We start from the raw sequence: 26765 nt of genomic DNA on the forward strand, positions 1-26765 counted from the left end.
AATATGACTGCTATCTATAAGGACGCGGGACGTCCCGTACACGAGCGCGTCGCCGATTTACTGGCGCGTATGACCCCGGAAGAGAAGTTCGCCCAGATGCATGCGTACTGGCTGATCCTCGATGAAAACGGTAACCACCGCGAGCGCAGCGATCTCAGCGATGAGTTCGCTGGCGTGAGCCAGCAGGCTGCACTCAGCGAACGGCTGAAGCTGGGCGTCGGGCAAATTACGCGCCCGCTGGGCACCCACATCGTTGATGCGAAAACCGGCGTGCGCGCCGCTAACCGCCTGCAGCGCATGATGATGGAGGAGACGCGTCTTGGCATTCCGGCATTGTTCCATGAAGAGTGCCTGGTGGGGCTGCTGTGCAAAGACGCCACGCTGTTCCCGTCGTCGCTGAACTACGGCTCCACCTGGGACCCTGAACTGGTGCAGCGCGCGGCAGAGCAGATTGGTAAAGAGGCGCGTTCCGTCGGCTGCCAGCAGGGGCTGGCCCCGGTGCTGGACGTTTCCCGCGACGTGCGCTGGGGGCGAACCGAAGAGACCTTCGGGGAAGATCCCTGGCTGGTGGGGGTGATGGCCACCGCCTACGTGAAAGGCTTACAGGGCGATAAGCGCGATCTGCTGGCGACGCTCAAGCATTACGTGGGCCACTCGTTCAGCGAAGGGGCGCGTAACCACGCCCCGGTTCATCTCGGCTTCAGCGAGCTGAACGACACCTTCCTGCTGCCGTTTGAAATGGCGGTTAAGCTGGCAAACGCCGGTTCGGTCATGCCCGCCTACCACGATATCGATAACCAGCCGGGGCACAGCGACAGCTTCCTGCTGACCACCGTCCTGCGTGAACAGTGGGGCTTCGACGGCATTATTGTCGCGGACTACGGCGGCGTCAGCCTGCTGCACCAGCATCACGGGATTTCCCACGACGCAGCGGAGTCCGCTGCGCTGGCCTTTAACGCCGGGCTGGACGTTGAGCTGCCGAAAGACGACTGCGCGAGCCATCTGGCAGATGCCGTTGAGCGTGGATTGATTTCCATGACGAAGGTGGATGAGATCGTAGCGCGTACGCTGACCGAAAAATTCCGCCTCGGCCTGTTTGAGAACCCGTATGCCGATGAAAACGGTATCGATCTGCAAAATGAGATGACCCGAGAGGTCGCGCGGGAGGTAGCGACCAAATCGATCACGCTTCTGGAAAACGACGGCATTCTGCCGCTGAACGGTAAGCCCCGCGTGGCGGTGGTGGGGCCGACGGCAGACGATCCGCTGGCGTTACTTAGCGGCTACAGCTTCCCGGTGCATTTGATCATCAGCGATATGGTTGAGGAAACCTCGCAGGTGACGACCCCGCGCGCGGCGCTGGAGCAGTACCTGGGGGCATCGAACGTGCGCTATGCAAAAGGGTGCCACATTATCGAAAAACGGATGGCGGGCGCGCCGGTCTTCCCCGGCGACAGCGGCGGCAAGCCGATGCAGCAGTCTCCCGTGTCGCAAAGCACGGCACTTATCCCCGAGGCGGTCAACGCCGCGCAGGAGAGTGACGTGGTGGTGGCCTGCGTGGGCGATCTCGCCGGACTGTTCCAGAGTGGCACGGTCGGGGAAGGATCTGATACCGATTCTCTGAATCTGCCCGGCGTGCAGCAACAGCTGCTGGACGCCCTGGTCGCCACCGGCAAACCGGTGATTGTCGTGATGACCGGCGGGCGCCCGTACAACCTTCAGGGGCTGGAGGACAAGGTTGCCGCGCTGATGATGGCCTGGGCGCCGGGGCAGGAAGGGGGCTGGGCGATTGCCGATGTGCTGACCGGTCGCGCGGAGCCGCAGGGGCGGCTGGTTGTCAGCGTGCCGAAAAGCGCCGGGGCGATGCCGTACTACTACAACCACAAGCTGAAAAGCGGCGGCACGCCGTTTGCGTTCCATTTCGGTGCGCGTTATCCGTTTGGTTTTGGCCTTGGCTGGACGCAGTTTAGCTGGGGCGCTGCCCGCGTCGCTGAAAGCCGCGTGCCGGTCGACGGTGAGGTGACGCTGAGTGTGGATATCACCAATACCGGCGAGCTCAGCGGGAGTGAAGTCGTGCAGGTCTACGTGCGGGACAGGGTCGCTACCCAGGTGCGCCCGCTTCAGGAGCTGAAGGCCTTCCAGCGCGTCACGCTCTCGCCGGGCGAAACCGCCACGCTCACCTTCACGCTGCCGGTTGAGATGTTCAACTTCACCCGTCGTGACGGGAAACGCATTGTTGAGCCTGGCGAGTTTGAACTGCAGATTGGCGCATCGTCGGCGGATATCCGCGAGGTCGTGACGGTCAACGTAACCGGAGAGACGCGGGTTCTGCCTGCTGAATGGCGAATGCTCAGTCGCTGTGACGTGAAGCGCGCGTAGTCAGGATAAAAAAAAGCCCATCGTGGGAGATGGGCAAAGACTACACACAGCAATTCGTTGTTTCACTCAGGGGATTTCCATGCTTATAAACCAAGGTGTTGATTTATAACCGTGAGCTAATAGTAGGCATTGTGTTATTTAGCGTCGATCAGATTCGTCTCAATAGTTAAAGAGACGTAAAGATTTCTTGAGGATAATAGCGGACTTACTGTTGAAATAGCGGGTCTGACCAGTGAGTGACGAATAAATAGTTTAGTAATGCTTAAGTGTTGATGAGGGTAATGTAGACCGGGTGCGCGTTAGCGCCACCCGGCCAAAAGGCTTACTGCGTGTTCTTCTCTTCCAGCTCTTCCAGCTCGCTCAGAATCACGTCCGGGTCGGTTCCCGGCGGCGGCACTTCATGAACCCAGGCGGAGAACAGGCGCCAGGTGACGGCGAGCAGCACCGGGCCAATGAACAGACCGATCATCCCGAAGGCAATCAACCCGCCGATAACGCCGGAGAGTATCAGGATCAGCGGCAGGTCTGCACCCATACGGATGAGGATGGGGCGAATCACGTTATCCATGGTGCCGACCACGCAGCTCCAGACCAGCAGAACCGTCCCCCACGTGGTATCACCCGTCCAGTAGAGCCAGATAATACTCGGAACCAGCACCAGCAGCGGCCCCAGTTGCGCAAGGCAGGTCATCAACATGACCACGGTAAAGACGGTGGCGTACGGTACGCCGGAAATCGCCAGGCCGATACCGCCCAGCACCGCCTGCACCAGCGCCGTCACCACGACGCCCAGGGCGACCGCGCGCACGGCCTGCGCGGCCAGCAGTACCGCGGCATCGCCCCGTTTTCCCGCCAGGCGGGTGGCAAAGTGACGAACGCCTAAAGCCACCTGCTCACCGCGCCAGTAAAGCAGGGCGCTGAAGACCAGCATCAGGGTACAGTGCATCATAAAGCGGCCGATATGCGCGGCCTGACCGACAAACCAGGTGGTGGTGGTGCCAATATACGGACGCACTTTCGCCATCAGCGCGCTGCCACCCATCTCCAGCAGGCTATGCCAGCCGCTGTAGAGTTTAGCGCCCACGACCGGAATGCTGTTCAGCCAGGCAAGATCCGGCAGCGTCAGGTCGCCGCTGGTCACGGCGCGGATCACCGGGCCGCTGGAGTCGACAAGGCTGTTAACCAGCAGGGCAATCGGAATAATAAACAGCAGGAACAGCAGCAGCGTCATGACCAGCACGGCTAAGCCGCGGCGGCCAAACAGCAGCTTCTGCAGGCGTAATAAAAGAGGCCAGGTTGCGACGACAACGGTCGCGGCCCACGCAAAGCCGAGAATAAAGGGTTGAACAATCCACAGACACGCAATAATCATGAGGGCTAAGAACAGCACCGACAGCAGAATTTGCGCAACATCCCTGGGCTGACGAAGATTGACCATAAACGAAACATTTCCTTAAATGAACGCCAGCCGGGCTGGCGGGAACGTAAACCGCATCTCTCTAATCATTAGTGATATCAGCGATTTTTGACAGGCGAATTCTGCCTGTAATTCAGCAGAGATTATAAGAAAAAAATGTGATAAAACTTTTAAGATACACGCAAACGATTCCCACAACTCTAATTAGGGTCGACAGTAATGATCCCACAGATTTCTCAGGCACCTGGCGTCGTTCAGCTGGTGCTTAATTTTTTGCAGGCACTGGAGCAACAGGGTTTTACAGGTGATACCGCCACGAACTATGCCGACAGGCTGACGATGGCAACCGATAACAGTATCTACCAGCTTCTTCCCGATGCCGTCGTTTTCCCTCGATCTACGGCCGATGTGGCGCTTATCGCCCGGCTGGCAACGCAGGAGCGCTTTGCCTCTCTGGTCTTCACGCCGCGCGGCGGTGGCACCGGGACCAATGGTCAGGCGCTGAACCAGGGCATAATTATTGATATGTCGCGCTATATGAACCGCATCATTGAGATCAACCCTGAAGAGGGGTGGGTGCGGGTCGAAGCGGGCGTCATCAAAGATCAGCTTAATCAGTATCTCAAGCCTTACGGCTACTTTTTTGCCCCTGAGCTCTCCACCAGCAACCGCGCGACCATTGGTGGAATGATCAATACTGATGCTTCCGGCCAGGGCTCGCTGGTCTACGGTAAAACCTCCGATCACGTGCTGGGTGTGCGTGCGGTGCTGCTGGGCGGCGACATCCTTGATACCCAGCCGATGCCGGTTGAACTGGCGGAAACGCTGGGCAAAGATAACACCGCCAGCGGGCGCATCTACCGTACCGTGCTGGAACGCTGCCGCGACAACCGCCAGCTTATTCTCGACAAATTCCCCAAACTGAACCGCTTTTTAACGGGCTACGACCTGCGCCACGTGTTTAATGACGACCTGACGCAGTTTGATTTAACCCGCGTGCTGACCGGCTCCGAAGGGACGCTGGCGTTTATTACCGAGGCGCGGCTGGATATCACCCGCCTGCCGAAGGTGCGTCGTCTGGTGAACGTCAAATATGACTCCTTCGACTCCGCGCTGCGCAATGCGCCGTTTATGGTGAAAGCGCAGGCGCTGTCGGTGGAAACCGTCGACTCGAAGGTGCTCAATCTGGCCCGGGAAGATATCGTCTGGCACTCCGTTAGTGACCTCATTACCGACGTGCCGGATAAAGAGATGCTCGGTCTCAATATTGTGGAATTTGCCGGCGATGATGCGGAGCTGATTGAACGCCAGGTCACCACGCTCTGCCAGCGTCTGGATGAGCTGATTGCGCAGGGAGAAGGCGGTGTGATCGGCTGGCAGCTCTGTAACGATCTGGCCGGTATCGAACGTATTTACGCCATGCGTAAAAAAGCCGTGGGCCTGCTCGGCAATGCGAAAGGGGCGGCGAAGCCCATTCCTTTTGCCGAAGATACCTGCGTGCCGCCTGAACATCTGGCGGATTATATCGTTGAGTTTCGCGCCCTGCTGGACAGCCACGGCCTGAGCTATGGCATGTTCGGCCACGTGGATGCCGGGGTGCTGCACGTGCGTCCGGCGCTGGACATGTGCGACCCGCAGCAGGAGATCCTGATGAAGCAGATCTCCGACGACGTGGTGGCCTTGACCGCCAAATACGGCGGTCTGCTGTGGGGAGAGCACGGGAAAGGATTCCGCGCGGAATACAGCCCGGCCTTCTTCGGGGAGCAGCTCTACGCGGAACTGCGTAAGGTGAAAGCGGCATTTGACCCGGATAACCGCCTTAACCCGGGGAAAATCTGCCCGCCAGAAGGCGTGGACGCGCCAATGCTCCAGGTGGATGCCGTCAAGCGCGGCACCTACGACAGACAGATTCCGATTGCGGTGCGCTCGTCCTGGCGCGGCGCGATGGAGTGTAACGGCAACGGCCTGTGCTTTAACTTCGACGCGAAAAGCCCGATGTGCCCGTCAATGAAAATCACCAGCAACCGTATTCACTCGCCGAAAGGGCGGGCGACGCTGGTACGCGAGTGGCTGCGTCTGCTTGCGGATCGCGGCGTCGATCCCCTGAAGCTGGAGCAGGAGCTGCCGGAAAAACGGGCCAGCCTGCGCTCGCTGATTGAGCGCACCCGCAACAGCTGGCATGCCAACAAGGGCGAATATGATTTCTCCCATGAGGTGAAAGAGGCGATGTCCGGCTGCCTGGCCTGTAAAGCCTGCTCTACCCAGTGCCCGATTAAAATCGACGTGCCGGAATTCCGCTCGCGCTTCCTGCAGCTTTACCACACCCGCTACCTGCGCCCGGTGCGCGACCATCTGGTGGCGACGGTGGAAAGCTATGCGCCGCTGATGGCGCGCGCGCCGAAGACCTTCAACTTCTTTATCAACCAGCCGCTGGTGCGCAAGCTTTCCGAAAAACACATCGGCATGGTCGATCTGCCGCCGCTGTCGGTGCCGTCTCTGCAGCGCCAGCTCGTCGGCCATCGCTCGGCAAACATGACCCTGGAGCAGCTCGAAGCGCTTACCCCTGAGCAAAAAGCGAACGTGGTGCTGGTGGTCCAGGATCCGTTTACCAGTTACTACGACGCCCAGGTCGTGGCCGATTTCGTCCGTCTGGCGGAGAAAGTGGGTTACCAGCCGGTGGTGCTGCCGTTCTCGCCTAACGGCAAGGCGCAGCACATCAAGGGTTTCCTGAACCGATTTGCGAAGACAGCGCAGAAAACGTCTGACTTCCTGAATCGCGTGGCGCAACTCGGAATACCGATGGTCGGCGTCGATCCGGCGCTGGTGCTTTGCTATCGCGATGAATACAAACAGACGCTGGGTGAGAAGCGGGGCGATTTCCACGTGATGCTGGTGCACGAGTGGCTGCCGTCGGCCCTGGAAGAGAAGACCGTTCAGGAGGCTGGCGGTGAACCGTGGTATCTGTTCGGCCACTGTACCGAAGTGACGGCGCTGCCGGGGGCCCCGGCGCAGTGGGCCGCTATTTTTGCGCGTTTCGGCGCGAAGCTGGAGAGCGTCAGCGTGGGCTGCTGCGGGATGGCTGGTACCTACGGCCACGAAGTGAAAAATCACGCCAACTCGCTCGGCATCTATGAGTTGTCCTGGCATCAGGCGATGCAGCGTTTACCGCGCAACCGCTGCCTGGCGACGGGCTACTCCTGCCGCAGCCAGGTCAAGCGGGTAGAAGGTAACGGCGTACGCCACCCATTGCAGGCTTTACTGGAGATAATTGGATGATCTGGAAACGTGCCGTGACGCTGCAGGCGCTGAACGCCATGGGCGAGGGGAATATGGTGGGGCTGCTGGATATCCAGTTCACCCGCATCGGGGAAGACGATCTGGAGGCGACGATGCCTGTCGATAGCCGCACCCACCAGCCGTTTGGTCTGTTGCACGGCGGGGCCTCCGTCGTGCTGGCGGAAACCCTGGGCTCTGTCGCGGGGTATCTCTGCACCGAAGGCGAGCAGAAGGTGGTCGGGCTTGAGGTGAATGCTAACCATATTCGCTCGGTGCGTAGCGGACGCGTGCGCGGTATTTGCCGCGCTCTGCACGCCGGTAGCCGCCACCAGGTGTGGCAGATTGATATTCTTGATGAGCAGGATCGCCTGTGCTGCTCGTCGCGGCTGACGACGGCAGTCGTGTAAAGTTTTCAGATGAATTGGCTTTGGTCAAAAACTAGCCAGAACGTTGTGATATACTGGTCAGGATTTGTACATAAGCGAGGACATCATGGATACTGAAATAACCCCAACACAGCTGGCAATTGAATATTTACGTCGCGATAAGAGCAACCTGTCTCCGGCGCAGTACCTGAAAAAGCTGAAACAGCTTGAGCTGGAATTCACGGATTTGCTGGCGCTCTCTTCGAATGAGCTGAAAGAAGAGATCTACTTTGCCTGGCGGTTGGGCGTTCACGTCCATTGAGCGAGTGTTGTTGAAAAGGCCGCGACTGCGGCCTTTTTTGTGTCCGGAATTCAGTATCGGGCAGGAAGCTTGTTGATCCTGATGAGTCGGCCTTCTTCGATTTCGATAAATCCGCCGGTTTTTAAATCCGCCAGAATACGCATTACGCCGCTGCGGGAGAGCTGGGTTTTCTCCCGGATATACCTTTCCGCCGTCACGCTGCTGCGATAGCTCTCATCTTCCTCCATCAGCTTTATCAGCTGCTGGCGAATCATCTCATACGCCGTCGGGGCGCCCTGCGGCATTACATTGTTATAAAGACGGCTATACACAAACATGAGTTGCTTCGAGAGCAGCCCCCACAGCGCCTTATCTTTAATAATCTCATTCACCCGCGCGGTGGAGAGCGTGCCAATCAGGCACGGGCTAACCGTCTTGATATAATCATTAAAATAGATATCGGTGAGGTTAGCGAGGCCGAACACGGCGGGGCTGCGGGCCGTAGACAGCATCATATCGTCGCTTCTTCTGTAGATAGCGACCGTCCCCTCAAGAATTAAATAGCACATTCCCTGACCGTTGATCTGGAGGTCAAGCCGCTCGCCGCGAGCGGTGCGTCGCGTTGTGCAATCAGGCTGTAAGTGTGAAATAAGCTCTTGTGCGTAAGGTGAGCCGCGGTGAGACGTTTCTGGAAGGGACATGGTAGCCGGTAACCTTAAGAATAACCTGGCTAATTATAGCGTCTCTCGCTGATACAGGCACGGTGGCAATCAATATTTACGTGGCAGATGGTGAATTTCACGCAGCACACCGCGCTCCATGGTGATGTACTTGCCGGTCCGCAGTTCCGACAGAATACGCATAATTCCGCTACGTGAAAGATACGTCCGGCTTTTGATGTAGGCTGCCGCCGTCGTATTGTGCCGTATGGCGTCCGGCTCCTGCATCAGCTCAACAAGCTGGAACCGGATGATATCGTAGGCAGACATTTGCGATATTTGCGCGCAATGTTCGTATACCCGCGAGGCGGTATAAATAAGCAGCTTTGAAAAGTGCTCCCATAAATCATGCTGCGACACAATCTGGTTAAAGCTTTCCAGGGGCACGCGGGCGATTTCCGCGGTTTCCAGCGCCCTGACGTAAAGATGCTCAGAGGAGAATTGACTGCTCACGCCCAGAATAAAAGGCGCTGACTCAGAGTTTAATACAATACCGTCACCGCGGCGATGAAGCGCCACGCTGCCCTGGATAAGCAAAAAGCACTGCCGTACATCATCTTTATAATAATGAACCGTTTCACCCCGGGCGATGATCATTCTCTTCGCTGCCGGGACCACATGGTTAATCAGCGTGTCTATATGGAATAACGGTTTTAAATCCAGAGCGGATGACGGCTGATTATTCAGCGGGGTGGTTAAACGTGTATTCATAAGATACCTCACATCGACTGCTTGTGTGATCATTTTTTGATCTGCGAAGAGAATTATCTTAAAAATTAATAACTCAGGGAACATTCTGCAGAGGTCTAAAAGTAGACCGGGGAGCTTTTTCTATCTAACTGTTTGAATGCTAGAGAGAATTTATTTAAGTCTATTAATAGACCTGAAGCAATACGTGATAAGAATTGTCAAAAATGAATGTTTCTTTTTTGTTAAATCTGAGTCTACAGCTAGACCATATAACCGTTGTCCTGGTGAAAAGAATTATATAAATTTTAACCAGGCAGTAAGAAAATACTTAAGCCGTTTATTGGAGAATAAAAACCTTCAGGGTTTTTATCGGCTTTCTACTGCATGAATCTCAGTAATAAATAAAGTGATACAGGGTAGAGCATTATGAAAAAGCAATTAATGATGGCAATGTTTGCAGCCAGTTCTGTACTGACCATGACAAATGCATTCGCAGCGGCAGGTACCGTTAATTTTAACGGTAATATTCTTGATTCTGCCTGCGATGTAGATGTGGCTTCGCAGAACCAGGTGGTGGTGCTGGGCGATTATAATAAAACGGAATTCCCGGTTACGGGTTCCAGAACGGCTGCAACACGATTTGATATTGTACTGAAAAACTGTCCGGTTACGGTTACCAGCGCAAAAGTCCGTTTCGACGGCACGCCGGATCCAACCAATGCCAACCTTCTGGCAATTGATTCGTCGGTGGCAGGGGCGGCAACAGGGGTGGCGATTAACCTGATGTCAGCGGATAAGGCCGATCTGCCGTTACACAGCAGCAATAATTATTCCTATGTACTCAGCAGTACAACGGATAATACGCTAAATTTTTACGCGCAGTATATTTCCACTGAAGCAACGGTAACCGCCGGTCCTGCAAATTCCGTGGCTAATTTCTCCGTTGTCTATAACTGATTTTTCTTGACGGAAACAATTGGGGGGCCGTCTGTTGGCCCCTTTGTTATTGAGGTATAAAATGTATTTTCTGAGTAAAACTTTACTTGCCTGCGTGTTTCTTTCAGCCGGTATTTCTCAAGCCACTGCGGGTGTGGTCATTGGCGGGACGCGCGTTATTTATGATGGCAATAAAAAAGAGTCTTCTATTAGCGTCACGAACCCCGACACGGCACCGTATTTAATTCAGTCGTGGGTAGAGTCGCAAAACGGAAGTGCTGAGAAAACACCTTTTATTATCACGCCACCACTCTACCGCCTGGATAAAGGCCAGCAGAACGTGGAACGTATTGTATTAGCAGGTTCGGTTGCCCAGGATAAAGAGTCGCTCTACTGGCTAAATATTAAGTCTATTCCTGCGGCATCGCGAAAAGAAAATACGCTGCAAATTGCGGTAAAAACCCGCATTAAATTGATCTATCGTCCAGCGGCCCTGAAAGGGGTCATTCCTGAAGAGCTGGCAGATAAATTAACCTGGCAGCGTAGCGGGAATCAGATTCAGGTCACTAACCCAACTAACGTGGTAATGAATTTCAATGAAATCCGCGTGAATGGTAAAAAGCTCGAGGACGTAACTTATGTACTTCCCGGGGCTAGCGCACGGTTTGATTTGCCGAAAGGTATTACCGGCGGTTCGGTAACGTTCAGGTTAATTAATGATTACGGTGGTACCGGAAATGTGCATAACGCCACCCTGTAATTCGTATTGTGCCAGAGGCCCTCTTTATTCTCGGTATGGAGTAACGTCGTGATTAGTCATAATAAGCAGGCGGTTTTATTTAATCCGGCACTGTTAATCGCTGTCGTACTCGGTTCGGTTACCGAGACCGCTTATGCAGGTGAGTATTTTAACCCTGAGTTGATTGAACTGGACAACCCTGGCATGAAAGGCGCCGATCTTTCGGCGTTTGAATCCGGTTCGCAACTGCCCGGCACCTATCGCGTTGATGTGCTCATCGGCGGGCAGGTTGTTGACACGCGCGAGATCAGATTTGACGCGGTAAAAAACGCGGAAGGCGAGACGTCCTTGCAGCCCTGCCTGAGCGTGGCGCAGCTTAAAAGCTGGGGGGTAAAAACCGAGCTATTTCCTGACCTGAATTCAGGCGGCGAATGTGCGAAGCTCTCGGCGATCCCGCAGGCGTCAACCGCGTTTATTTTCAGTGCCCAGCACCTTGAGATTACGATTCCACAGGCGGCGCTGTCACCGCAGGCTCGCGGATATGTGCCGCCAGAAATGTGGGACGAGGGGATCACCGCCGCGCTGCTTAACTACAGTCTGAGCGGCTCAAACAGCTGGGGACGTGACGGCAACAGCAGTAACACGAACAGCCAGTACGCCAACCTGCGTCCGGGCATTAACGTCGGTCCATGGCGGATCCGCAACTATTCCACCTGGAGCCGCGACGGCAGCGGTAAAGACAAATGGGACACGGTCTACACCTACGTGCAGCGGGCGATCGTTCCGCTGAAGGCTCAGCTCACGACCGGCGACAGCGCCTCTCCGGCTGACGTATTTGACAGTATTCCATTCCGGGGGGCGCAGCTGGCCTCTGACGATGACATGATGCCTGACTCGTTGAAAGGCTATGCTCCGGTGGTGCGCGGTATTGCCCGCACCAATGCACAGGTCATCATTCGTCAAAATGGCTACCAGATTGCTCAGAGCGATGTGGCGCCGGGGGCGTTTGAAATTACGGATATATACCCCACTGGCGGCGCGGGTGACCTCGACGTTACCGTGAAAGAGAGCGACGGCAGCGAGCAGCACTTCACCGTGGCCTTTGCTTCACTGCCGGTATTACAGCGTGAAGGGCGTTTTAAGTATGCGGTAACCGCAGGCCAGTACCGATCCTATAGCAGCGAAGTTGATAAAACCCCGTTCGCACAGTTGACCGGGATCTACGGCCTGCCGCATGGCCTGACGCTCTACGGCGGTTTCCAGGAATCGAGCAAGTATCAGTCTCTGGCTGCAGGGATCGGTAAAAACATGGGCGACTTAGGCGCCTTCTCGACGGATGTTACTCAGGCGTGGTCAACCCCACAAAATCTGCCGGGAAGTAGCGGTCAGTCCTGGCGCATTCGCTACAGCAAGAACTTTGTTGAGACGGGAACCAACTTCGCCATCGCGGGCTACCGCTATTCAACCAGCGGCTACTACGGAATGCAGGAGGTGCTGGATTCCTATGGTGACAGCAGCGCGCTGCAGAACCGACGTCGTAACCGGGCCGAGCTGACGATGAGCCAGAACATCGGTCAGAACCTGGGATCGCTCATGCTCAGCGCCGTACGTGAAGATTACTGGAATTCAGGCAGGACCACAGCGTCTTACAGCGCCGGGTACAACAACGCCTGGAAAAGCGTGAGCTATGGGATCACCTATACCTACAGTGAAAACGGCAGTACTGACGGCAACAGTGGTTCATCCCGCAACGGTAAGGATCAGCAGATTGCACTGAACGTCAGCGTGCCGTTAGAGGCCTTCTTGCCGCGTACCTGGGCTAATTACAGCATGAACGCCAGCAAGAACAACGGCACGACGCACAGCGTCGGCCTTAACGGCACCGCGCTGGAAAACAACGCGCTCAGCTGGAACGTACAGCAAGGTTACGGAACGGATTCCGTGGGATATACCGGCAATGCCAGCGCTGATTTTAAAGGCACGTATGGTGAAGTCTATGCGGGGTACGGTTACGACAAGGGCAGCGATCGTCTGAACTATGGATTGCAGGGGGTGATCCTTGCCCACGCCGACGGGGTGACCTTCTCGCAGCCACTGGGTGAAACCAATGTGCTGATAAAAGCACCCGGCGCGAAAGGGGTGAGCATCCAGAATCAGAGCGGCGCAAAAACCGACTGGCGTGGCTACACCGCAGTGAGCAACCTGACGCCGTATCGCAAGAACGACGTGGCGCTGATGACCGATACGCTACCGGATGACGTGGAGCTGGAACTGACCAACAAGACCGTGATACCGACCCGCGGTGCGGTGGTCAGGGCGGATTATGTGGCAAATGTAGGGATGCGGGTGTTGATGACGCTTAAATACCGTAATGGACAGCCGGTACCGTTTGGCGCTACCGCCACTGTCAAAGGGCAGAACGGCAACAGTTTTATTGTTGGGGATAAAGGCCAGGTTTATTTGACTGGGTTAAGTCCAGACGGAACGTTATTGGTTAAATGGGGTAGTGATAATTCAGAACAATGTCAGGTTAACTATGCGATTAATGAAAAAGATAAGTCAAATAATATTCCTGTCGTTGTTTATGATTGTCGTTGAGGATTAATTATGTATTCAGTAAAAAAATATCGGCCGTATGGGCAATTCATTTTTCTGGCACTGTTATGGTTATGCTCTCTGCGTGTTGAAGCAGACTGTAAGGTTGATGGGAGCAGTGGATTTAATCCAGTACCACCCTTTAACATACAGCAGCCCGCCGTGACGGTTCAGCGTGATGCTCCCGTTGGGACGGTAATCAGTCGCTTTATTACCAATGGCAGTGGTGATATGGATCTTTGTATAGGTCCGGGGACGATTACTTATGAAATGAGTATGTTCAACACGCCTTCGTCAATAACTAATTATTATAATACAAATGTCCCTGGTGTGGGTCTTAGTTTGCAATTTGTTACTACAGACTTTTACTTTTCCAAAGTCAGACAGTATTCATTTCCGATACCGACAAAAATCGTTGTTTATCCTCTGGAGGTGACGTTAATAAAGACGGGGGATATTACGTCAGGCGTGATCGGCTCTGGATTACTGGCAACGGCTCATGGTGATGATAATGTTCAATCGTTAACGGTTAACTATGCTGGCAATAAAGTGACGCAATTAGCATGCGCAATAACAACGCCTAATTTAACTTTTCCTATCGGTGATATATCGGCATCGGCTTTTGGCAATACTGTCGGCACCATTCCTTCTGGTGCTCAAAGCACGCAGAATCTGGGCCTTGATTGCGATGCCGATGCGAATATTAACGTCATGCTGCAGGGGATGCAAAACCCGGACGTCAGCACTGACAGCGTATTAGCCTTGACTGGGCAAGGGAACGCGGACGTGGCGAAGGGGGTCGGCGTACAATTGCTATATAATGGGGCGCCTTTAGCGTTAAATAACCGAATTGTTTTGAAACAATCCGCGGGTGGCCAGGAAACGTTCCCGATAACCGCCCGTTATTATCAGACTCAGGCGAGTGTTTCAACAGGCAAGGCCAACGCATCAGCCACCCTTGACTTAACGTATCAGTAATGGATAACGCGATGAATATTTTGCACGCGGCAGCGCTTGCCGCCACGTTAATAAGCTGCAATACCTTTGCAGGGGACGCTGTTAACGTCAGCGTTACCGGAAATATTATTGCCTCGCCCTGCATATTTAACGGAGGGAATGACAATATGGATATTAACCTCGGCAATATTCAGGCATCAAACATGTCTACGCCGGGGTCATCTTCCGATCCTGTGCCGTTTAACCTGATGTTTACCCAGTGTCCGGCTGGCACTAGCAGCGTAACGGTCTCATTTACCGGTAACCCCGATCCCGTCGCGGGGGCGGATTACTACATGAACAGCGGTTCTGCCACTAATGTCGCGATAGCAATGAGTGAGGCGGCAACCGGTGCGTTAAAGGGGACGGGGACAAGCATTACGCAGACGATCGCAGCAGACAGAACCGCAACGATGGCCATGCAGGCCGCGGTGACATCCTTTACCGGCGGGGCGACGCCGGGGAACATCAGCGCTGTTGTTGTCATGACGATGCAGTACAACTGATCGCTACGTGGAGATAATGGTGATGATTGACTGCTGGCGGTAACTGCTATGCTGAATATTCTCATTAAAGAGACTGATTTATTTTTTAGAGACGGATTGCAGCGTTTTCTTGTGGATTTCTTCACCCATAATTTCAGGCATTCGCTCCATTTTGACGTTGAACTTTCTCATGAACATGTTAGTGCCGCCGATATTATTTTTCTCGCGTTATGTCAGGGGGAAACCCTGACCTGCTATCCTGAATTACTGGCGCGCAAAAAAGGAATTGTGGTTGGTCTGGTCGAGGATGAGCACCGTTTCTCGGCATGTCCGTCCTGTTATCAGGATATGATATTTCTCTCTCGGCGCACCTCGCTTGACAGAATGACCGAGACGCTGTTTATCGCATGGTATCGCACCCAATTACCCAGCTTTCGCTGGAAAAATAAAAGCTGCGATGAATGCCAGCACAAGATATTATCGCTGCAGCAAATTCGCGTTATGGTGCATTTTTACAGAGGATTATCGGTAGGGCAGATTGCGGATAAGCTTAACACCAGTGATAAAACCATTTTTACCCATAAATATCTGCTGATGCAGAAATTCGACCTGCGTAGTGATTTTGAACTCATGGCCTTGATCCACCGGATGGTAGAGAAGAATACCTGTCCGAACCGGTTGCGTGACTATCTAATTGATAATCAGCTGCAAAGCTAACGCGTGGTGTAGTTGCCGGGTGGTGTGGTGCTGATACCACCCGGCAGATGCATCAGACATTCACTGCGTTAATCAACCGCGTTTTCATCGTCTGGTAAGACGACGCCGCATAATCCTCCGCCCAGCGCTGGTCCTCAATCGCCTCCAGCTGCACCGCGCAGTACTTCGTTTCCGGGGTTTTGGAGATGGGATCGAGGTTATCCTGGGTTAGCTCGTTGCAGGCGCCAATCCACCACTGATAGGTCATATAGACCGCCCCGGCGTTGATGCGCTCGCTGATGCTGGCGCGGGTAATTACTTTCCCCCGGCGGGAGCGTACCCAGACCAGTTGACCCTCAGTAATGCCCAGTTTGTCCGCATCGGCAGGATTCATTTGCACCCGACCCGGCTCATCGGCCAGGCTCTGCAGCGCGGCGCAGTTCCCGGTCATCGAGCGGCAGGAGTAGTGGCCTACCTCGCGCACCGTGCAGAGTACCAGCGGATAATCATCATCGGGCGTCTCTGCCGGCGCGCGCCACGGCGCGGCAAACAGTTGACCCTTGCCTGTTGGCGTGTCGAACTGATTGTTTTTGTACAGGTACGGCGTTCCCGGATGATCGAGCGTCGGGCACGGCCACTGCACGTGCCCCATCTCGCCCATTTTTTCATACGTCACGCCATAGAAGAGAGGGCACAGCTCGCGCATCTCGTCCCAGATCTGCTGGTTGGAGTCATAATCCATCGGGTAGCCCATCTCGGTGGCGAGCAGGCTGACGATCTCCCAGTCGCGCTTCACGTTGCCGCTGGCCTCAATGGCTTTGCCAAAACGCTGGAAACCCCGGTCGGCGCAGGTAAAGACGCCGCCGTGTTCGCCCCAGGAGGTGGCAGGGAGCAGAACGTCCGCCACTTCCGCCGTTTTGGTCATAAAGATGTCCTGAACCACCACAAAATCGAGGGCGTCAAAACCGCTGCGGACGAGACCGAGATCGGCTTCCGTCTGAAGCGGATCTTCCCCCATGATGTAGTAGGCCTTGACCTTGCCTTCCAGCGCCAGATGAGGCACCTCGGTAATACGCGTCCCGACCCGATCGTCCATTTTATTGACGTCAATCCCCCAGGCATCAGCGAACTTCTGCCTGACCGCCGGATCGGTCACATCCTGATAGCCGGGGAACATATTCGGCAGAACGCCCATATCACAGGCACCCTGAACATTGTTTTGTCCGCGTACGGGGCCGACGCCGACGGCAGGACGGCCCAGGTTGCCGGTCAGCAGTGCAAGGCTGGAAAGCCCTTTGACGACATCGACGGCCTGACCAAACTGGGTCACGCCCATTCCCCACATTACGGTGGCGGAAGGAGCCGCCGCGAAGGTGCGCATTGCCTGACGTACGTCTCGGGCGGGAATGCCGGTAAGATGCTCGACCTTCTCCGGCGCATAGTCTTTCACCGTCTGACGATAGGCCTCAAGCCCTTCCGTAAACCGCGCGACATAGTTTTTGTCGTACAGCTCCTCTTCCAGCAGCACATAGCCAAAGGCGTTCACCAGCGCCATGTTGCTGCCGTTTTTCAGCTGCAGGTGCTGATCGGCAATGCGCGCCGTTTCGATGCGGCGCGGATCGCAGACGATGATTTTCGCGCCGTTTTCACGGGCTTTAAGCACGCGGCGGGCGACGATAGGGTGAGAGTCTGCGCAGTTATAGCCGAATACCAGCAGACATTTAGAGTGCTCAATATCGTTGATGGAATTACTCATCGCACCGTTGCCGAGGGTCTCCTGTAACCCTGCCACGGAAGGACCGTGACAGACGCGCGCGCAGCAGTCGACGTTGTTGGTGTGCAGCACCGCACGGGCAAATTTTTGCATGACGTAGTTGGTTTCATTGCCGGTTCCGCGTGATGAACCGGTAGTCATGATTGACCGCGGCCCGTGTTGCGCTTTAATGCTGCTGAGCTTCTGGGCGGTGTATCGGATAGCCTCCTCCCAGGTCACGGGAGTGAATGCTTCGCCTTTACGGTAGCGGATCATTGGCTGGGTCAGGCGTGGGGTGAGGAGGCGGGTATCGTTGAGGAAGTCCCAGCCGTAAAATCCTTTCAGGCATAAAGTGCCCTGGTTTGTCACCCCTTCTGCCGCTTCGGCACGGATGATACGGTTATTCTCAACGACAAGGTTTAATTTGCAGCCTGCACCACAGTAAGGGCAGACGCTGGCGATTTTTTTCATCAATAACAGACCTGTTAAGAAATGAAGCAAAATGACTGGTAAGCCCAGTCCCGTAAAAGGGAGTAAGCAGAAACCATGCCATCTTTATAGTGCTTATTTAACAGGGGATTATGAAGAGAAAGCGTGTCATCGTCAGAACGTTCGTCAGTTTTGACGATGACACGATTGCGGAATGGCAGGGTGCTTAAACGTCATCCATGGTGTAGCCCACCACGATTTCAAGCGTCTTACGAATGACATCCGTCTGAACAACGTCGTTGGTCGCTTCCAGCGTCTGAATGAGCCAGAGGATGATGGCTTTATTGGACAGATGTCCTTCAGAAGCCAGAACACAGCGTACTGCAGTAGAAAAAACAGCAGACTCTTCAGCAAAACGATCGCCTGCATGACGGAAATACTCCGACAGCGCGCTTTCTAAAAAAGCAGAATGGTATTCGGGTTGTAGCTGAATATTTTGTCTCATTTGTTCTCACCGTAGCTGTTAAATTGCAGTCAATGTATTTTTTTGGGATCGGACGGTTTTCCCTTTCCAAATAACGGCACTACATTGTCTCTTTGATAACTGAGAGGTCCCTCTCTGTTCATTCGTCCTTGTGCGGCTCTGCGACGTTTTAATCCGAGGCTTTTTGATCCGATATCGGCAATCACCCTCGCAAGTGTCTCCCGCCGCCGGGGATCCTTTTCATGTGCTTTCATATCCCGCAGACGCAGAACCAGCGCTTCCGTTGTAACGGGACCGTGCTCCTTCAAAAGTGAAAGAACGGCTTGTCCAATCAGCTGGTCAGTCAGCGTGTCTGCGTCACTGCTTTTCATAACATTATCGTTCGAAGAGAAGACCAAGCAGCATGTGGTAATGCTGCTCCTCTTCCGGGCCATCGGCTCTTTCGAGGCGGCTTAATAGTTTGGTACAGAGCGATTTACGATTGAGGTTCCGCCCGTCGCTAAGGATCTCAACAACCACCTGACCGAGCGTTTCTTGCTGGGTAGGAAGAGAGGCTTTTTCGAAGTACTGTGCGATTGCTGCTGCGGAATCTGCGACGTGACCTTTCTGCTGCATGTTTCGCTCCTGTAAAATTTTGTAATCAGTAACGTTACATTTAAGGTATACACAATTTATAAATCTGTACATTAAAAATGTACAATTTTTTAAATTTAGTATGATATATTTTATAAAGTGCTTTTTATTCATGTGGTTAAGATGGTGTGGCGCATCGGTGAAATCACAGGATATATTGTACAAAGCTGTGCGTTGCAGTTAAGTTGTACAGCACGGAAAAAGGTCTCATTAAAAGCCGTAAATGGTTGAGATGTAAATTATTTGTCAGCCAATTAATGTGCTATAAATGATCCTTACCCACCTTTATTGTGGCCAAAACCCTAACCCCCAGGAATAGCATGCTTACAACCATCATTTACCGCAGTCATATCTGCGAAGACGTTCCAGTGAAAGCGCTGGAAACAATGGTCGCTGCTGCAAATAGTAAAAACCGGCAATCCAATGTCACGGGGATCTTGCTGTTTAACGGCACACATTTTTTCCAGTTGCTTGAGGGGCCAGCGGATCATGTTTCTGCTATTTATGAGCAGATCTGCAACGACACCCGCCACCATAACGTGGTAGAGCTGATGCGGGATCACGGGCCTGTCCGGCGTTTTGGCAAGGTGGGCATGGAGCTTTTTGATTTACGCCAGTTCGACAGGGATGAGGTGCTGCAGCAGGTGCTCAACAGAGGCACGACGCGCTACCAGCTGACGTATAATGACCGCCCGCTGCAGTTTTTCCGTACCTTTGTTGAGGCCACAGAAAAAGCGAACTATTTTGAACTGCCTCCTGCAGATTCATGGGATTTTGTGCCTGAAGACACGCACTTATCTGCACAACCTGAGGTGGTCGCGAAAGGGGCGGATTGTAGCTTTGCCTTTCAACCGATAGTCGATCCGTTTATGCAGCGGGTCGTCTCCTGGGAGGCGCTTCTCCGCACCCCGTCCGGCGACTCGCCGGGGGTCTACTTCGCCAACCGCTCGCGCGAGGACGTGTATGCCTCTGATTTGCAAAGCAAGCAGGTGGCGCTCTCAATGGCCAGCGCGCTGGGGTTACAGGACCAGACGTTGTCTCTTAACCTGCTGCCTATGACGCTGGTCAATCTCCCCAACGCCGTGGACTTTCTGCTTACCGCCATCGAAGCAAATGGTTTTGTGCCCGAGCAAATTATGGTCGAGTTCACCGAGAGCGAAGCCATTTCCCGTTTCGATGAGTTCACAGACTCGGTCAGACAGTTAAAAAGTGCGGGGATCAGCGTAACGATCGATCACTTTGGTGCCGGTTTTGCCGGGCTACAGCTGCTGGCCCAGTTCCAGCCGGACAGAATTAAGATTAATCGTGATCTGGTAGCGAACGTGCACAAAAGTGGTCCGCGTCAGGCTATTATTCAGGCGATTATCAAATGCTGTTCTTCGCTGGAAATTCAGTTCTGCGCGGTCGGCGTGGAGAAGGCGGAAGAGTGGATGTGGCTGGAGTCTGCGGGGATTTCCCAGTTCCAGGGACATCTTTTCGCCAGCCCCCGGCACGGCGGTATTCCGGCCATTGCATGGCCAGAGAAAAAATTCGACTTTTGATAAAGCCGGGCGCAATTGAGTCGGTCTGGCTGTACGAATGGCAAATTTTGTACAACAATGTATTAACAGATGGGTGGTGGAATGTCCCATTCACCTGGGCAAAATACGGTCTTAGTTATACAAATGGTTTGTACAATCTGATAAGGTTGGTGCAGTTAGGTATGGAAGTTCTGAGCGTGAGGGAGTTAATGGCCTATTACAGTATCGGCGAAGTAGCCGAACGATGCGGTATCAACCCCGTTACGCTGCGTGCCTGGCAGCGCCGTTATGGATTGTTGAAGCCGCAGCGCAGCGAAGGGGGTCATCGTCAGTTCGACGATGAAGATATCCTGCGTATCGAAGAGATCAAGCGCCTGATGAAAAGCGGCGTTTCGGTCGGAAAAGTCAAAGCCCTGCTGGAAAACAAAGAAGTTCTGACCCAGGGTAACTGGGCCTCGTTCCAGGAAGAGATGATGACCGTTCTGCGCTACGCCAGCCCGGCAAAGCTGCGTGCCAAAATCGGCGAATTTCGCCGCGACCACGCGATGGATGCGCTGATCGATAACATCATTTCCCCCGTCCGCCAGCGAATGAATCAGGATCAAAATACCGTACGCCACATGGCGAGCATGCTTGACGGTGTTCTGATTGAATTCGCGATTGCAAGCCTGGCGGAGTCGCGCAAGAAAGCGGGTAACGATGCGTTGCTTATCGGCTGGGAATGCGATGACCGGACCCACCTGTGGCTGGAAGCCGCGCGCTTATCGCACAAGGGCTGGCACATTGATGTTCTGGCCGAGCCGATTGATTCCCCGCGTCCTGAGCTCTTCCCGGGGCAAAAAATCTTCGTCTGGACGGGAAAAGCGCCAACACCGCGTCAGCAGGAACAGCTCGATCACTGGCGTGAACAGGGTTTTACCGTTTCATTTCATCACTCATAATCAGAGGCCTTGAGGGCCTTTTTTTGTTTTGGTCCCTTCCTGAACAAAAGCTATCTCAAAAATAGGCATTTCCGATGCATATTTTACTTTTCCTTTCGTCGCTGTTTCCTCCGTTCAATAATCCATTAATTTTCAAAGTATTGAACAATTAAATCCATCCCGCCCGCATCTCCTGACAGGGTCTATGCTTAATAAAAGTAGACAAAAAGGGCGGTTTAGCCGAATGCCCCTGCTGACAGAGGGTTGAAGTGATAATCGTTATCACTAACATGGTGTTATGCCCTGATGGCTAATCAGATGAGGTGGACCTATGGAACTGCATTCAGAAACCTTCAATCCTGCCGATTTTGCCTGGCGTGGTTTAACGCTCACGCCTGCGGCGGCAGCGCATATCCACGAGCTGGTGGCGAAAAAGCCCGAGATCCTCGGCGTACGCTTAGGCGTTAAGCAGACCGGCTGCGCGGGCTTTGGCTACGTGCTGGATACCGTCACCGCACCGGAAAAAGATGACCTGGTGTTTGAAACCGATGGCGCAAAGCTGTACGTCGCGCTACAGGCTATGCCGTTTATCGACGGTACAGAGGTGGACTACGTACGGGAAGGTTTAAACCAGTTATTCAAATTTCATAACCCGAAAGCCCAGAACGAATGCGGCTGCGGCGAAAGCTTTGGGGTATAGGCGGTACTATGTCTCGTAATACTGAAGCAACGAGTGATGTAAACACCTGGAGCGGCGGACACCTCAACTATAAAGAGGGTTTTTTCACGCAGCTGCAGACCGACGAGCTGGCGAAAGGGATTAATGAAGATGTCGTGCGCGCCATCTCGGCCAAACGTAACGAGCCCGAGTGGATGCTCGAATTTCGCCTGAGCGCTTTCCGCGCCTGGCTGGAGATGGAAGAGCCGCACTGGCTGAAAGCCCATTACGACAAACTGAACTATCAGGATTACAGCTACTACTCCGCGCCCTCCTGCGGCAGCTGTGACGATACCTGCGCTTCGCAGCCCGGCGCGGTACAGCAGACCGGTGCCGAGAACAGCTTCCTGAGTAAAGAGGTGGAAGAGGCCTTTAATCAGCTTGGCGTCCCGGTTCGCGAGGGCAAAGAGGTGGCGGTGGACGCCATTTTCGACTCCGTCTCGGTGGCGACCACCTATCGCGAAAAGCTGGCCGAGCAGGGGATTATTTTCTGCTCCTTTGGCGAAGCGATTCATGACCATCCCGAGCTGGTGAAGAAGTACATCGGCACCGTGGTACCGAGTAACGATAACTTCTTCGCCGCGCTAAATGCCGCGGTAGCCTCTGACGGCACCTTTATCTACGTACCGAAAGGCGTGCGCTGTCCGATGGAGCTCTCCACCTATTTCCGCATTAACGCCGAAAAAACCGGCCAGTTCGAACGCACCATTCTGGTTGCGGACGAAGGCAGCTACGTCAGCTATATCGAAGGGTGTTCTGCACCGGTGCGCGACAGCTATCAGCTGCACGCTGCGGTGGTCGAGGTCATCATTCATAAAGACGCGGAGGTGAAATACTCCACGGTGCAGAACTGGTTCCCCGGCGACGGCAACACCGGCGGTATCCTGAACTTCGTCACCAAGCGCGCGCTGTGCGAAGGTGAAAACAGCAAAATGTCCTGGACGCAGTCGGAAACCGGCTCTGCTATTACCTGGAAGTACCCGAGCTGCATCCTGCGTGGGGATAACTCCATCGGTGAGTTTTACTCGGTGGCGCTCACCAGCGGGCATCAGCAGGCCGATACCGGCACCAAGATGATCCACATCGGTAAAAACACGAAATCTACCATCATTTCGAAAGGGATCTCTGCCGGGCATTCCCAGAACAGCTATCGCGGGCTGGTGAAAATCATGCCGACGGCCACCAACGCGCGTAACTTCACCCAGTGTGACTCAATGCTGATTGGCGCAGACTGCGGGGCGCATACCTTCCCTTACGTTGAGTGTCGTAACAACACGGCCCAGCTGGAGCACGAGGCGACCACGTCGCGCATTGGGGAAGATCAGCTCTTCTACTGTCTGCAGCGTGGGATCAGTGAAGAAGATGCCATTTCGATGATTGTGAACGGCTTCTGTAAGGACGTGTTCTCTGAACTGCCGCTGGAATTTGCCGTTGAAGCACAAAAACTCCTCGCCATTAGTCTTGAACACAGCGTCGGTTAAGGAAAGCACATGTTAAGCATTAAAGATTTACAGGTTAGCGTGGAAGAGAAAGACATCCTGCGCGGTCTCAATTTTGACGTCAAGCCGGGTGAAGTTCACGCCATTATGGGGCCTAACGGCTCCGGGAAAAGTACGCTTTCTGCAACGCTGGCGGGACGTGAAGATTACGAAGTGACTGGCGGTTCGGTCGGATTTAACGGCAAAGATCTGCTGGAGATGTCGCCGGAAGACCGCGCGGGTGAGGGCATCTTTATGGCCTTCCAGTACCCGGTGGAAATTCCGGGCGTCAGCAACCAGTTCTTCCTCCAGACGGCGCTGAATGCGGTGCGCAAGTATCGCGGCCAGGAGGCACTGGATCGCTTCGACTTCCAGGATCTGATGGAAGAGAAGATCAAGCTGCTGAAAATGCCGGAAGACCTGCTGACCCGCTCGGTCAACGTTGGCTTTTCCGGCGGCGAGAAAAAGCGTAACGACATCCTGCAGATGGCGGTGCTGGAGCCCGAGCTGTGCATTCTGGATGAGACCGACTCCGGTCTGGATATCGACGCCCTGAAGATTGTCGCTGACGGGGTGAACGCCCTGCGCGACGGCAAGCGTTCATTCATAATCGTCACCCACTACCAGCGCATTCTGGACTATATCAAGCCGGACTACGTGCACGTGCTTTACCAGGGACGCATTGTGAAATCCGGTGATTTTACGCTGGTTAAACAACTGGAGGAGCAGGGTTATGGCTGGCTTACCGAACAGCAGTAATGCACTCCAGCAGTGGCACAGGCTGTTTGAGGCGCAGGGTAATACGCGCTCCGAGCAGGCGCAGCAGCATCTCCAGCAGATGCTGCGTCTCGGCCTGCCGACGCGCAAGCATGAGAACTGGAAATACACCCCGCTCGACGGCCTGCTGAACGGCGAGTTTGTGACGCGCCTGGCGGAGATCGACCCGGCCCGGCGTGACGCTCTGGCGCTGACGGTGGATGCGGTGCGTCTGGTCTTTGTCGACGGCGTCTGGCGCCCTGAACTGAGCGACGACGTTCAGGGGAGCGGGTTCGATATCGTGATTAGCGACGACCGCCAGAGCCTGAGCGCCCCGGTTCAGCCGGAAGTGTTTCTCCACCTGACCGAGAGCCTGGCCCGCAGCGTGACGCATATTCAGGTTAAGCGTAACCAGCGCCCGGCCAAACCGCTGCTTCTGATGCACATCACGCAGGGCGTGGAGGGCGATGAGATCAACACCGCGCACTATCGCCATCACCTTGATCTGGCGGAGGGAGCGGAGGCCACGGTAATCGAACATTACGTCAGCCTCAACGAGACCCGCCACTTTACCGGGTCGCGGCTGACGATGAACGTCGCCGCAAATGCGCAGCTTCACCACATTAAGCTGGCGTTTGAGAATCCGCAGAGCCACCATTTTGCCCATAACGATATAGCGCTGGGTCAGGATGCCGCGGCGTACAGCCACAGCTTTCTGCTCGGCGGCGCGGTGCTGCGCCACAACACCAGCACGCAGCTTAACGGTGAAAACACCACGCTGCGCATCAACAGCCTGGCGATGCCGGTCAAATCAGAAGTGTGCGACACGCGCACCTGGCTTGAGCACAACAAGGGCTACTGCAACAGCCGCCAGCTGCATAAAACCATCGTCAGCGATAAAGGGCGGGCGGTGTTTAACGGCCTGATTAACGTGGCCCAGCACGCCATTAAAACTGACGGGCAGATGACCAACAACAATCTGCTGTTGGGGCGCCTGGCGGAGGTGGACACCAAACCGCAGCTGGAGATCTACGCCGATGACGTGAAATGCAGTCACGGCGCGACGGTCGGGCGGATTGACGACGAACAGATGTTTTACCTGCGTTCCCGCGGCATCGACCGGCAGGCGGCGCAGAAAATGATTATCTACGCCTTTGCGGCGGAGCTTACGGAAGCGCTACACGATGGCGTATTGAAGCAGCAGGTGCTGGCCCGCATTGGTCAGCGTCTGCCCGGAGGCGAAGCATGAGTTTTCCTGTAGAGAAAGTGCGGGCTGACTTCCCGGTTCTGACCCGTGAAGTGAACGGCCTGCCGCTGGCCTATCTCGACAGCGCGGCCAGCGCGCAGAAACCGAATCAGGTGGTGGATGCGGAAGCCGAGTTCTACCGCCATGGTTATGCTGCGGTGCACCGGGGTATCCATACCCTGAGCGCCGAAGCGACCCAGCGCATGGAGAACGTGCGCACGCAGGTGGCCGCTTTCCTCAATGCACGTTCGCCTGAAGAGCTGGTCTTCGTGCGCGGAACCACAGAAGGGATCAACCTTGTCGCCAACAGCTGGGGCAACGCGCAGGTCCACGCGGGGGATAACATCCTCATCACCCAGATGGAGCACCACGCCAATATTGTGCCGTGGCAGATGCTCTGCGAGCGTGTCGGCGCACAGCTGCGGGTCATTCCGCTGAATGAGGACGGCACGCTGCAGCTTGAGCAGCTTGACGCCTTGCTGGACGATAAAACGCGGCTGGTGGCGGTCACACAGGTCTCTAACGTGCTGGGCACCGAAAACCCGGTGGCAGAGATTATCGCAAAAGCCCATCAGGCCGGTGCGAAGGTGTTGATTGACGGCGCGCAGGCGGTAATGCACCACGCGGTGGATGTGCAGGCGCTGGACTGCGATTTCTACGTATTCTCCGGGCATAAGCTCTATGGTCCAACCGGCATCGGCGTGCTGTATGTGAAAGAGGACATTCTGCAGGCGATGCCGCCGTGGGAAGGCGGCGGATCGATGATTGCCACCGTAAGCCTTTCGGAAGGGACAACCTATGCCCGTGCGCCGTGGCGTTTTGAGGCGGGTACCCCCAATACCGGCGGGATTATCGGCCTGGGGGCGGCGGTGTCTTACGTTTCCGCAATCGGCCTGGACGCCATCCAGGAGTACGAACAGTTGCTGATGCACTACGCGCTGCAGGAGCTTGCCAGCGTGCCGGATCTTACCCTGTATGGCCCGGCCGACCGCCAGGGCGTGATTGCGTTTAACCTTGGGAAACACCACGCCTATGACGTGGGCAGCTTCCTTGATAACTACGGCGTGACCGTCCGTACCGGGCACCACTGCGCCATGCCGCTGATGGCCTTTTACCAGGTACCGGCAATGTGCCGCGCGTCGCTGGTGATGTATAACACAATGGAAGAGGTCGACAGGCTGGTGGCGGGGCTTAAGCGCATTCACCAGCTGCTGGGCTAACGAAGAGGCACAAG

General features: G+C 54.8%; 24 protein-coding genes and 1 other RNA gene. 17 read left to right on the forward strand and 8 right to left on the reverse strand.

The features are described from left to right. The first annotated feature begins 3 nt into the window (after window positions 1-3). Entirely contained in the window at window positions 4-2379 is a 2376-nt protein-coding gene (locus HBM95_09565; protein ID NIH43177.1) for a beta-glucosidase, read from the forward strand. 5 nt (window positions 2380-2384) lie between these two features. Here the strand turns inward: HBM95_09565 and rprA are convergent. Next, an RNA gene (rprA, locus tag HBM95_09570) (antisense sRNA RprA) lies at window positions 2385-2492 on the reverse strand. A gap of 209 nt (window positions 2493-2701) precedes the next feature. Then, window positions 2702-3817: an AI-2E family transporter YdiK gene (gene ydiK, locus HBM95_09575; GenBank protein NIH43178.1), complete on the reverse strand. Its 1116-nt coding sequence runs from the start codon at window positions 3815-3817 to the stop codon at window positions 2702-2704. 198 nt (window positions 3818-4015) lie between these two features. Here ydiK and HBM95_09580 point away from each other — a divergent pair, with 198 nt between their 5' ends. The 3 genes from HBM95_09580 to HBM95_09590 all read left to right on the forward strand — a co-directional run bounded on the left by HBM95_09580 (window position 4016) and on the right by HBM95_09590 (window position 7759). After that, window positions 4016-7072, forward strand: coding sequence for an FAD-binding oxidoreductase (locus HBM95_09580; protein ID NIH43179.1), 3057 nt, complete (start codon window positions 4016-4018; stop codon window positions 7070-7072). Then, the gene (gene menI, locus HBM95_09585) at window positions 7069-7479 is read left to right on the forward strand and encodes a 1,4-dihydroxy-2-naphthoyl-CoA hydrolase (GenBank protein ID NIH43180.1); all 411 of its coding nucleotides are present in this window, start codon (window positions 7069-7071) and stop codon (window positions 7477-7479) included. Before HBM95_09580 ends, menI begins: the two co-directional genes overlap by 4 nt. An 85-nt stretch (window positions 7480-7564) precedes the next feature. Continuing rightward, window positions 7565-7759 (forward strand): hypothetical protein, encoded by a 195-nt coding sequence (locus tag HBM95_09590; protein ID NIH43181.1) that lies wholly within the window; start codon window positions 7565-7567, stop codon window positions 7757-7759. Window positions 7760-7809: 50 nt separating this feature from the next. Here HBM95_09590 and HBM95_09595 read toward each other — a convergent pair whose 3' ends face one another. Both HBM95_09595 and HBM95_09600 read right to left on the reverse strand, forming a co-directional pair. Continuing rightward, a complete protein-coding gene (locus HBM95_09595) occupies window positions 7810-8439 on the reverse strand; it encodes a Crp/Fnr family transcriptional regulator (GenBank protein ID NIH43182.1) in 630 nt (209 codons plus the stop codon). A 69-nt stretch (window positions 8440-8508) separates the two neighbouring features. After that, a complete protein-coding gene (locus HBM95_09600; GenBank protein NIH43183.1) occupies window positions 8509-9168 on the reverse strand; it encodes a cyclic nucleotide-binding protein in 660 nt (219 codons plus the stop codon). A 405-nt stretch (window positions 9169-9573) separates the two neighbouring features. Between HBM95_09600 and HBM95_09605 the strand changes: the two genes are divergently transcribed. The 6 genes from HBM95_09605 to HBM95_09630 all read left to right on the forward strand — a co-directional run bounded on the left by HBM95_09605 (window position 9574) and on the right by HBM95_09630 (window position 15615). After that, on the forward strand, window positions 9574-10104 hold the full coding sequence (locus HBM95_09605) for a fimbrial protein (protein NIH43184.1): 531 nt from the start codon (window positions 9574-9576) through the stop codon (window positions 10102-10104). Window positions 10105-10165: 61 nt separating this feature from the next. Next, window positions 10166-10843, forward strand: coding sequence for a molecular chaperone (locus HBM95_09610; protein ID NIH43185.1), 678 nt, complete (start codon window positions 10166-10168; stop codon window positions 10841-10843). Window positions 10844-10894: 51 nt separating this feature from the next. Continuing rightward, a complete protein-coding gene (locus HBM95_09615; protein ID NIH43186.1) occupies window positions 10895-13420 on the forward strand; it encodes a fimbrial biogenesis outer membrane usher protein in 2526 nt (841 codons plus the stop codon). Window positions 13421-13429: 9 nt separating this feature from the next. Continuing rightward, the gene (locus HBM95_09620; GenBank protein NIH43187.1) at window positions 13430-14395 is read left to right on the forward strand and encodes a fimbrial protein; all 966 of its coding nucleotides are present in this window, start codon (window positions 13430-13432) and stop codon (window positions 14393-14395) included. A gap of 11 nt (window positions 14396-14406) precedes the next feature. Next, window positions 14407-14919 carry a type 1 fimbrial protein gene (locus HBM95_09625; GenBank protein ID NIH43188.1) on the forward strand — a complete coding sequence of 171 codons (513 nt, stop codon included), beginning with the start codon at window positions 14407-14409 and terminating at the stop codon, window positions 14917-14919. A gap of 48 nt (window positions 14920-14967) precedes the next feature. Beyond that, window positions 14968-15615, forward strand: coding sequence for a response regulator transcription factor (locus HBM95_09630; GenBank protein NIH43189.1), 648 nt, complete (start codon window positions 14968-14970; stop codon window positions 15613-15615). A 52-nt stretch (window positions 15616-15667) separates the two neighbouring features. On the opposite strand, the gene fdhF is transcribed toward HBM95_09630, so the two are convergent. The 4 genes from fdhF to HBM95_09650 all read right to left on the reverse strand — a co-directional run bounded on the left by fdhF (window position 15668) and on the right by HBM95_09650 (window position 18875). Beyond that, a complete protein-coding gene (fdhF, locus tag HBM95_09635) occupies window positions 15668-17818 on the reverse strand; it encodes a formate dehydrogenase subunit alpha (GenBank protein NIH43190.1) in 2151 nt (716 codons plus the stop codon). A 184-nt stretch (window positions 17819-18002) separates the two neighbouring features. Next, window positions 18003-18281, reverse strand: coding sequence for a two-component-system connector protein AriR (locus HBM95_09640; protein NIH43191.1), 279 nt, complete (start codon window positions 18279-18281; stop codon window positions 18003-18005). Between the two features lie 29 nt (window positions 18282-18310). Further along, on the reverse strand, window positions 18311-18631 hold the full coding sequence (locus HBM95_09645) for a hypothetical protein (protein NIH43192.1): 321 nt from the start codon (window positions 18629-18631) through the stop codon (window positions 18311-18313). Window positions 18632-18635: 4 nt separating this feature from the next. Next, window positions 18636-18875 (reverse strand): two-component-system connector protein YcgZ, encoded by a 240-nt coding sequence (locus HBM95_09650; GenBank protein ID NIH43193.1) that lies wholly within the window; start codon window positions 18873-18875, stop codon window positions 18636-18638. Window positions 18876-19213: 338 nt separating this feature from the next. Here HBM95_09650 and HBM95_09655 point away from each other — a divergent pair, with 338 nt between their 5' ends. The 7 genes from HBM95_09655 to sufS all read left to right on the forward strand — a co-directional run bounded on the left by HBM95_09655 (window position 19214) and on the right by sufS (window position 26751). Next, entirely contained in the window at window positions 19214-20434 is a 1221-nt protein-coding gene (locus HBM95_09655; GenBank protein NIH43194.1) for a diguanylate phosphodiesterase, read from the forward strand. 188 nt (window positions 20435-20622) lie between these two features. Then, on the forward strand, window positions 20623-21354 hold the full coding sequence (locus tag HBM95_09660; protein ID NIH43195.1) for a MerR family transcriptional regulator: 732 nt from the start codon (window positions 20623-20625) through the stop codon (window positions 21352-21354). A gap of 310 nt (window positions 21355-21664) precedes the next feature. Beyond that, window positions 21665-22033: a Fe-S cluster assembly scaffold SufA gene (gene sufA / locus HBM95_09665; protein NIH43196.1), complete on the forward strand. Its 369-nt coding sequence runs from the start codon at window positions 21665-21667 to the stop codon at window positions 22031-22033. Between the two features lie 8 nt (window positions 22034-22041). Further along, entirely contained in the window at window positions 22042-23532 is a 1491-nt protein-coding gene (sufB, locus tag HBM95_09670; GenBank protein ID NIH43197.1) for a Fe-S cluster assembly protein SufB, read from the forward strand. Window positions 23533-23541: 9 nt separating this feature from the next. Continuing rightward, on the forward strand, window positions 23542-24288 hold the full coding sequence (gene sufC / locus HBM95_09675) for a Fe-S cluster assembly ATPase SufC (GenBank protein ID NIH43198.1): 747 nt from the start codon (window positions 23542-23544) through the stop codon (window positions 24286-24288). Next, the gene (gene sufD, locus HBM95_09680) at window positions 24263-25534 is read left to right on the forward strand and encodes a Fe-S cluster assembly protein SufD (protein NIH43199.1); all 1272 of its coding nucleotides are present in this window, start codon (window positions 24263-24265) and stop codon (window positions 25532-25534) included. The genes sufC and sufD overlap by 26 nt, the downstream gene beginning before the upstream one ends. Then, a complete protein-coding gene (sufS, locus tag HBM95_09685; GenBank protein ID NIH43200.1) occupies window positions 25531-26751 on the forward strand; it encodes a cysteine desulfurase SufS in 1221 nt (406 codons plus the stop codon). Before sufD ends, sufS begins: the two co-directional genes overlap by 4 nt. The last annotated feature ends 14 nt before the right edge of the window (window positions 26752-26765 follow it).

This window comes from Enterobacter asburiae (assembly GCA_011754535.1).
Taxonomy (GTDB): domain Bacteria; phylum Pseudomonadota; class Gammaproteobacteria; order Enterobacterales; family Enterobacteriaceae; genus Enterobacter; species Enterobacter cloacae_N.

Coding starts and splice junctions, on each gene's coding strand:
- ydiK (NIH43178.1), bottom strand. CDS start 3,817: ATGGTCAATCTTCGTCAGCCCAGGGATGTTGCGCAAATTCTGCTGTCG.
- HBM95_09605 (NIH43184.1), top strand. CDS start 9,574: ATGAAAAAGCAATTAATGATGGCAATGTTTGCAGCCAGTTCTGTACTG.
- sufC (NIH43198.1), top strand. CDS start 23,542: ATGTTAAGCATTAAAGATTTACAGGTTAGCGTGGAAGAGAAAGACATC.
- sufB (NIH43197.1), top strand. CDS start 22,042: ATGTCTCGTAATACTGAAGCAACGAGTGATGTAAACACCTGGAGCGGC.
- fdhF (NIH43190.1), bottom strand. CDS start 17,818: ATGAAAAAAATCGCCAGCGTCTGCCCTTACTGTGGTGCAGGCTGCAAA.
- HBM95_09630 (NIH43189.1), top strand. CDS start 14,968: ATGCTGAATATTCTCATTAAAGAGACTGATTTATTTTTTAGAGACGGA.
- sufD (NIH43199.1), top strand. CDS start 24,263: ATGGCTGGCTTACCGAACAGCAGTAATGCACTCCAGCAGTGGCACAGG.
- HBM95_09565 (NIH43177.1), top strand. CDS start 4: ATGACTGCTATCTATAAGGACGCGGGACGTCCCGTACACGAGCGCGTC.
- HBM95_09620 (NIH43187.1), top strand. CDS start 13,430: ATGTATTCAGTAAAAAAATATCGGCCGTATGGGCAATTCATTTTTCTG.
- HBM95_09640 (NIH43191.1), bottom strand. CDS start 18,281: ATGAGACAAAATATTCAGCTACAACCCGAATACCATTCTGCTTTTTTA.
- HBM95_09655 (NIH43194.1), top strand. CDS start 19,214: ATGCTTACAACCATCATTTACCGCAGTCATATCTGCGAAGACGTTCCA.
- HBM95_09600 (NIH43183.1), bottom strand. CDS start 9,168: ATGAATACACGTTTAACCACCCCGCTGAATAATCAGCCGTCATCCGCT.
- HBM95_09650 (NIH43193.1), bottom strand. CDS start 18,875: ATGCAGCAGAAAGGTCACGTCGCAGATTCCGCAGCAGCAATCGCACAG.
- HBM95_09580 (NIH43179.1), top strand. CDS start 4,016: ATGATCCCACAGATTTCTCAGGCACCTGGCGTCGTTCAGCTGGTGCTT.
- HBM95_09645 (NIH43192.1), bottom strand. CDS start 18,631: ATGAAAAGCAGTGACGCAGACACGCTGACTGACCAGCTGATTGGACAA.
- HBM95_09595 (NIH43182.1), bottom strand. CDS start 8,439: ATGTCCCTTCCAGAAACGTCTCACCGCGGCTCACCTTACGCACAAGAG.
- sufS (NIH43200.1), top strand. CDS start 25,531: ATGAGTTTTCCTGTAGAGAAAGTGCGGGCTGACTTCCCGGTTCTGACC.
- HBM95_09610 (NIH43185.1), top strand. CDS start 10,166: ATGTATTTTCTGAGTAAAACTTTACTTGCCTGCGTGTTTCTTTCAGCC.
- menI (NIH43180.1), top strand. CDS start 7,069: ATGATCTGGAAACGTGCCGTGACGCTGCAGGCGCTGAACGCCATGGGC.
- HBM95_09590 (NIH43181.1), top strand. CDS start 7,565: ATGGATACTGAAATAACCCCAACACAGCTGGCAATTGAATATTTACGT.
- sufA (NIH43196.1), top strand. CDS start 21,665: ATGGAACTGCATTCAGAAACCTTCAATCCTGCCGATTTTGCCTGGCGT.
- HBM95_09625 (NIH43188.1), top strand. CDS start 14,407: ATGAATATTTTGCACGCGGCAGCGCTTGCCGCCACGTTAATAAGCTGC.
- HBM95_09660 (NIH43195.1), top strand. CDS start 20,623: ATGGCCTATTACAGTATCGGCGAAGTAGCCGAACGATGCGGTATCAAC.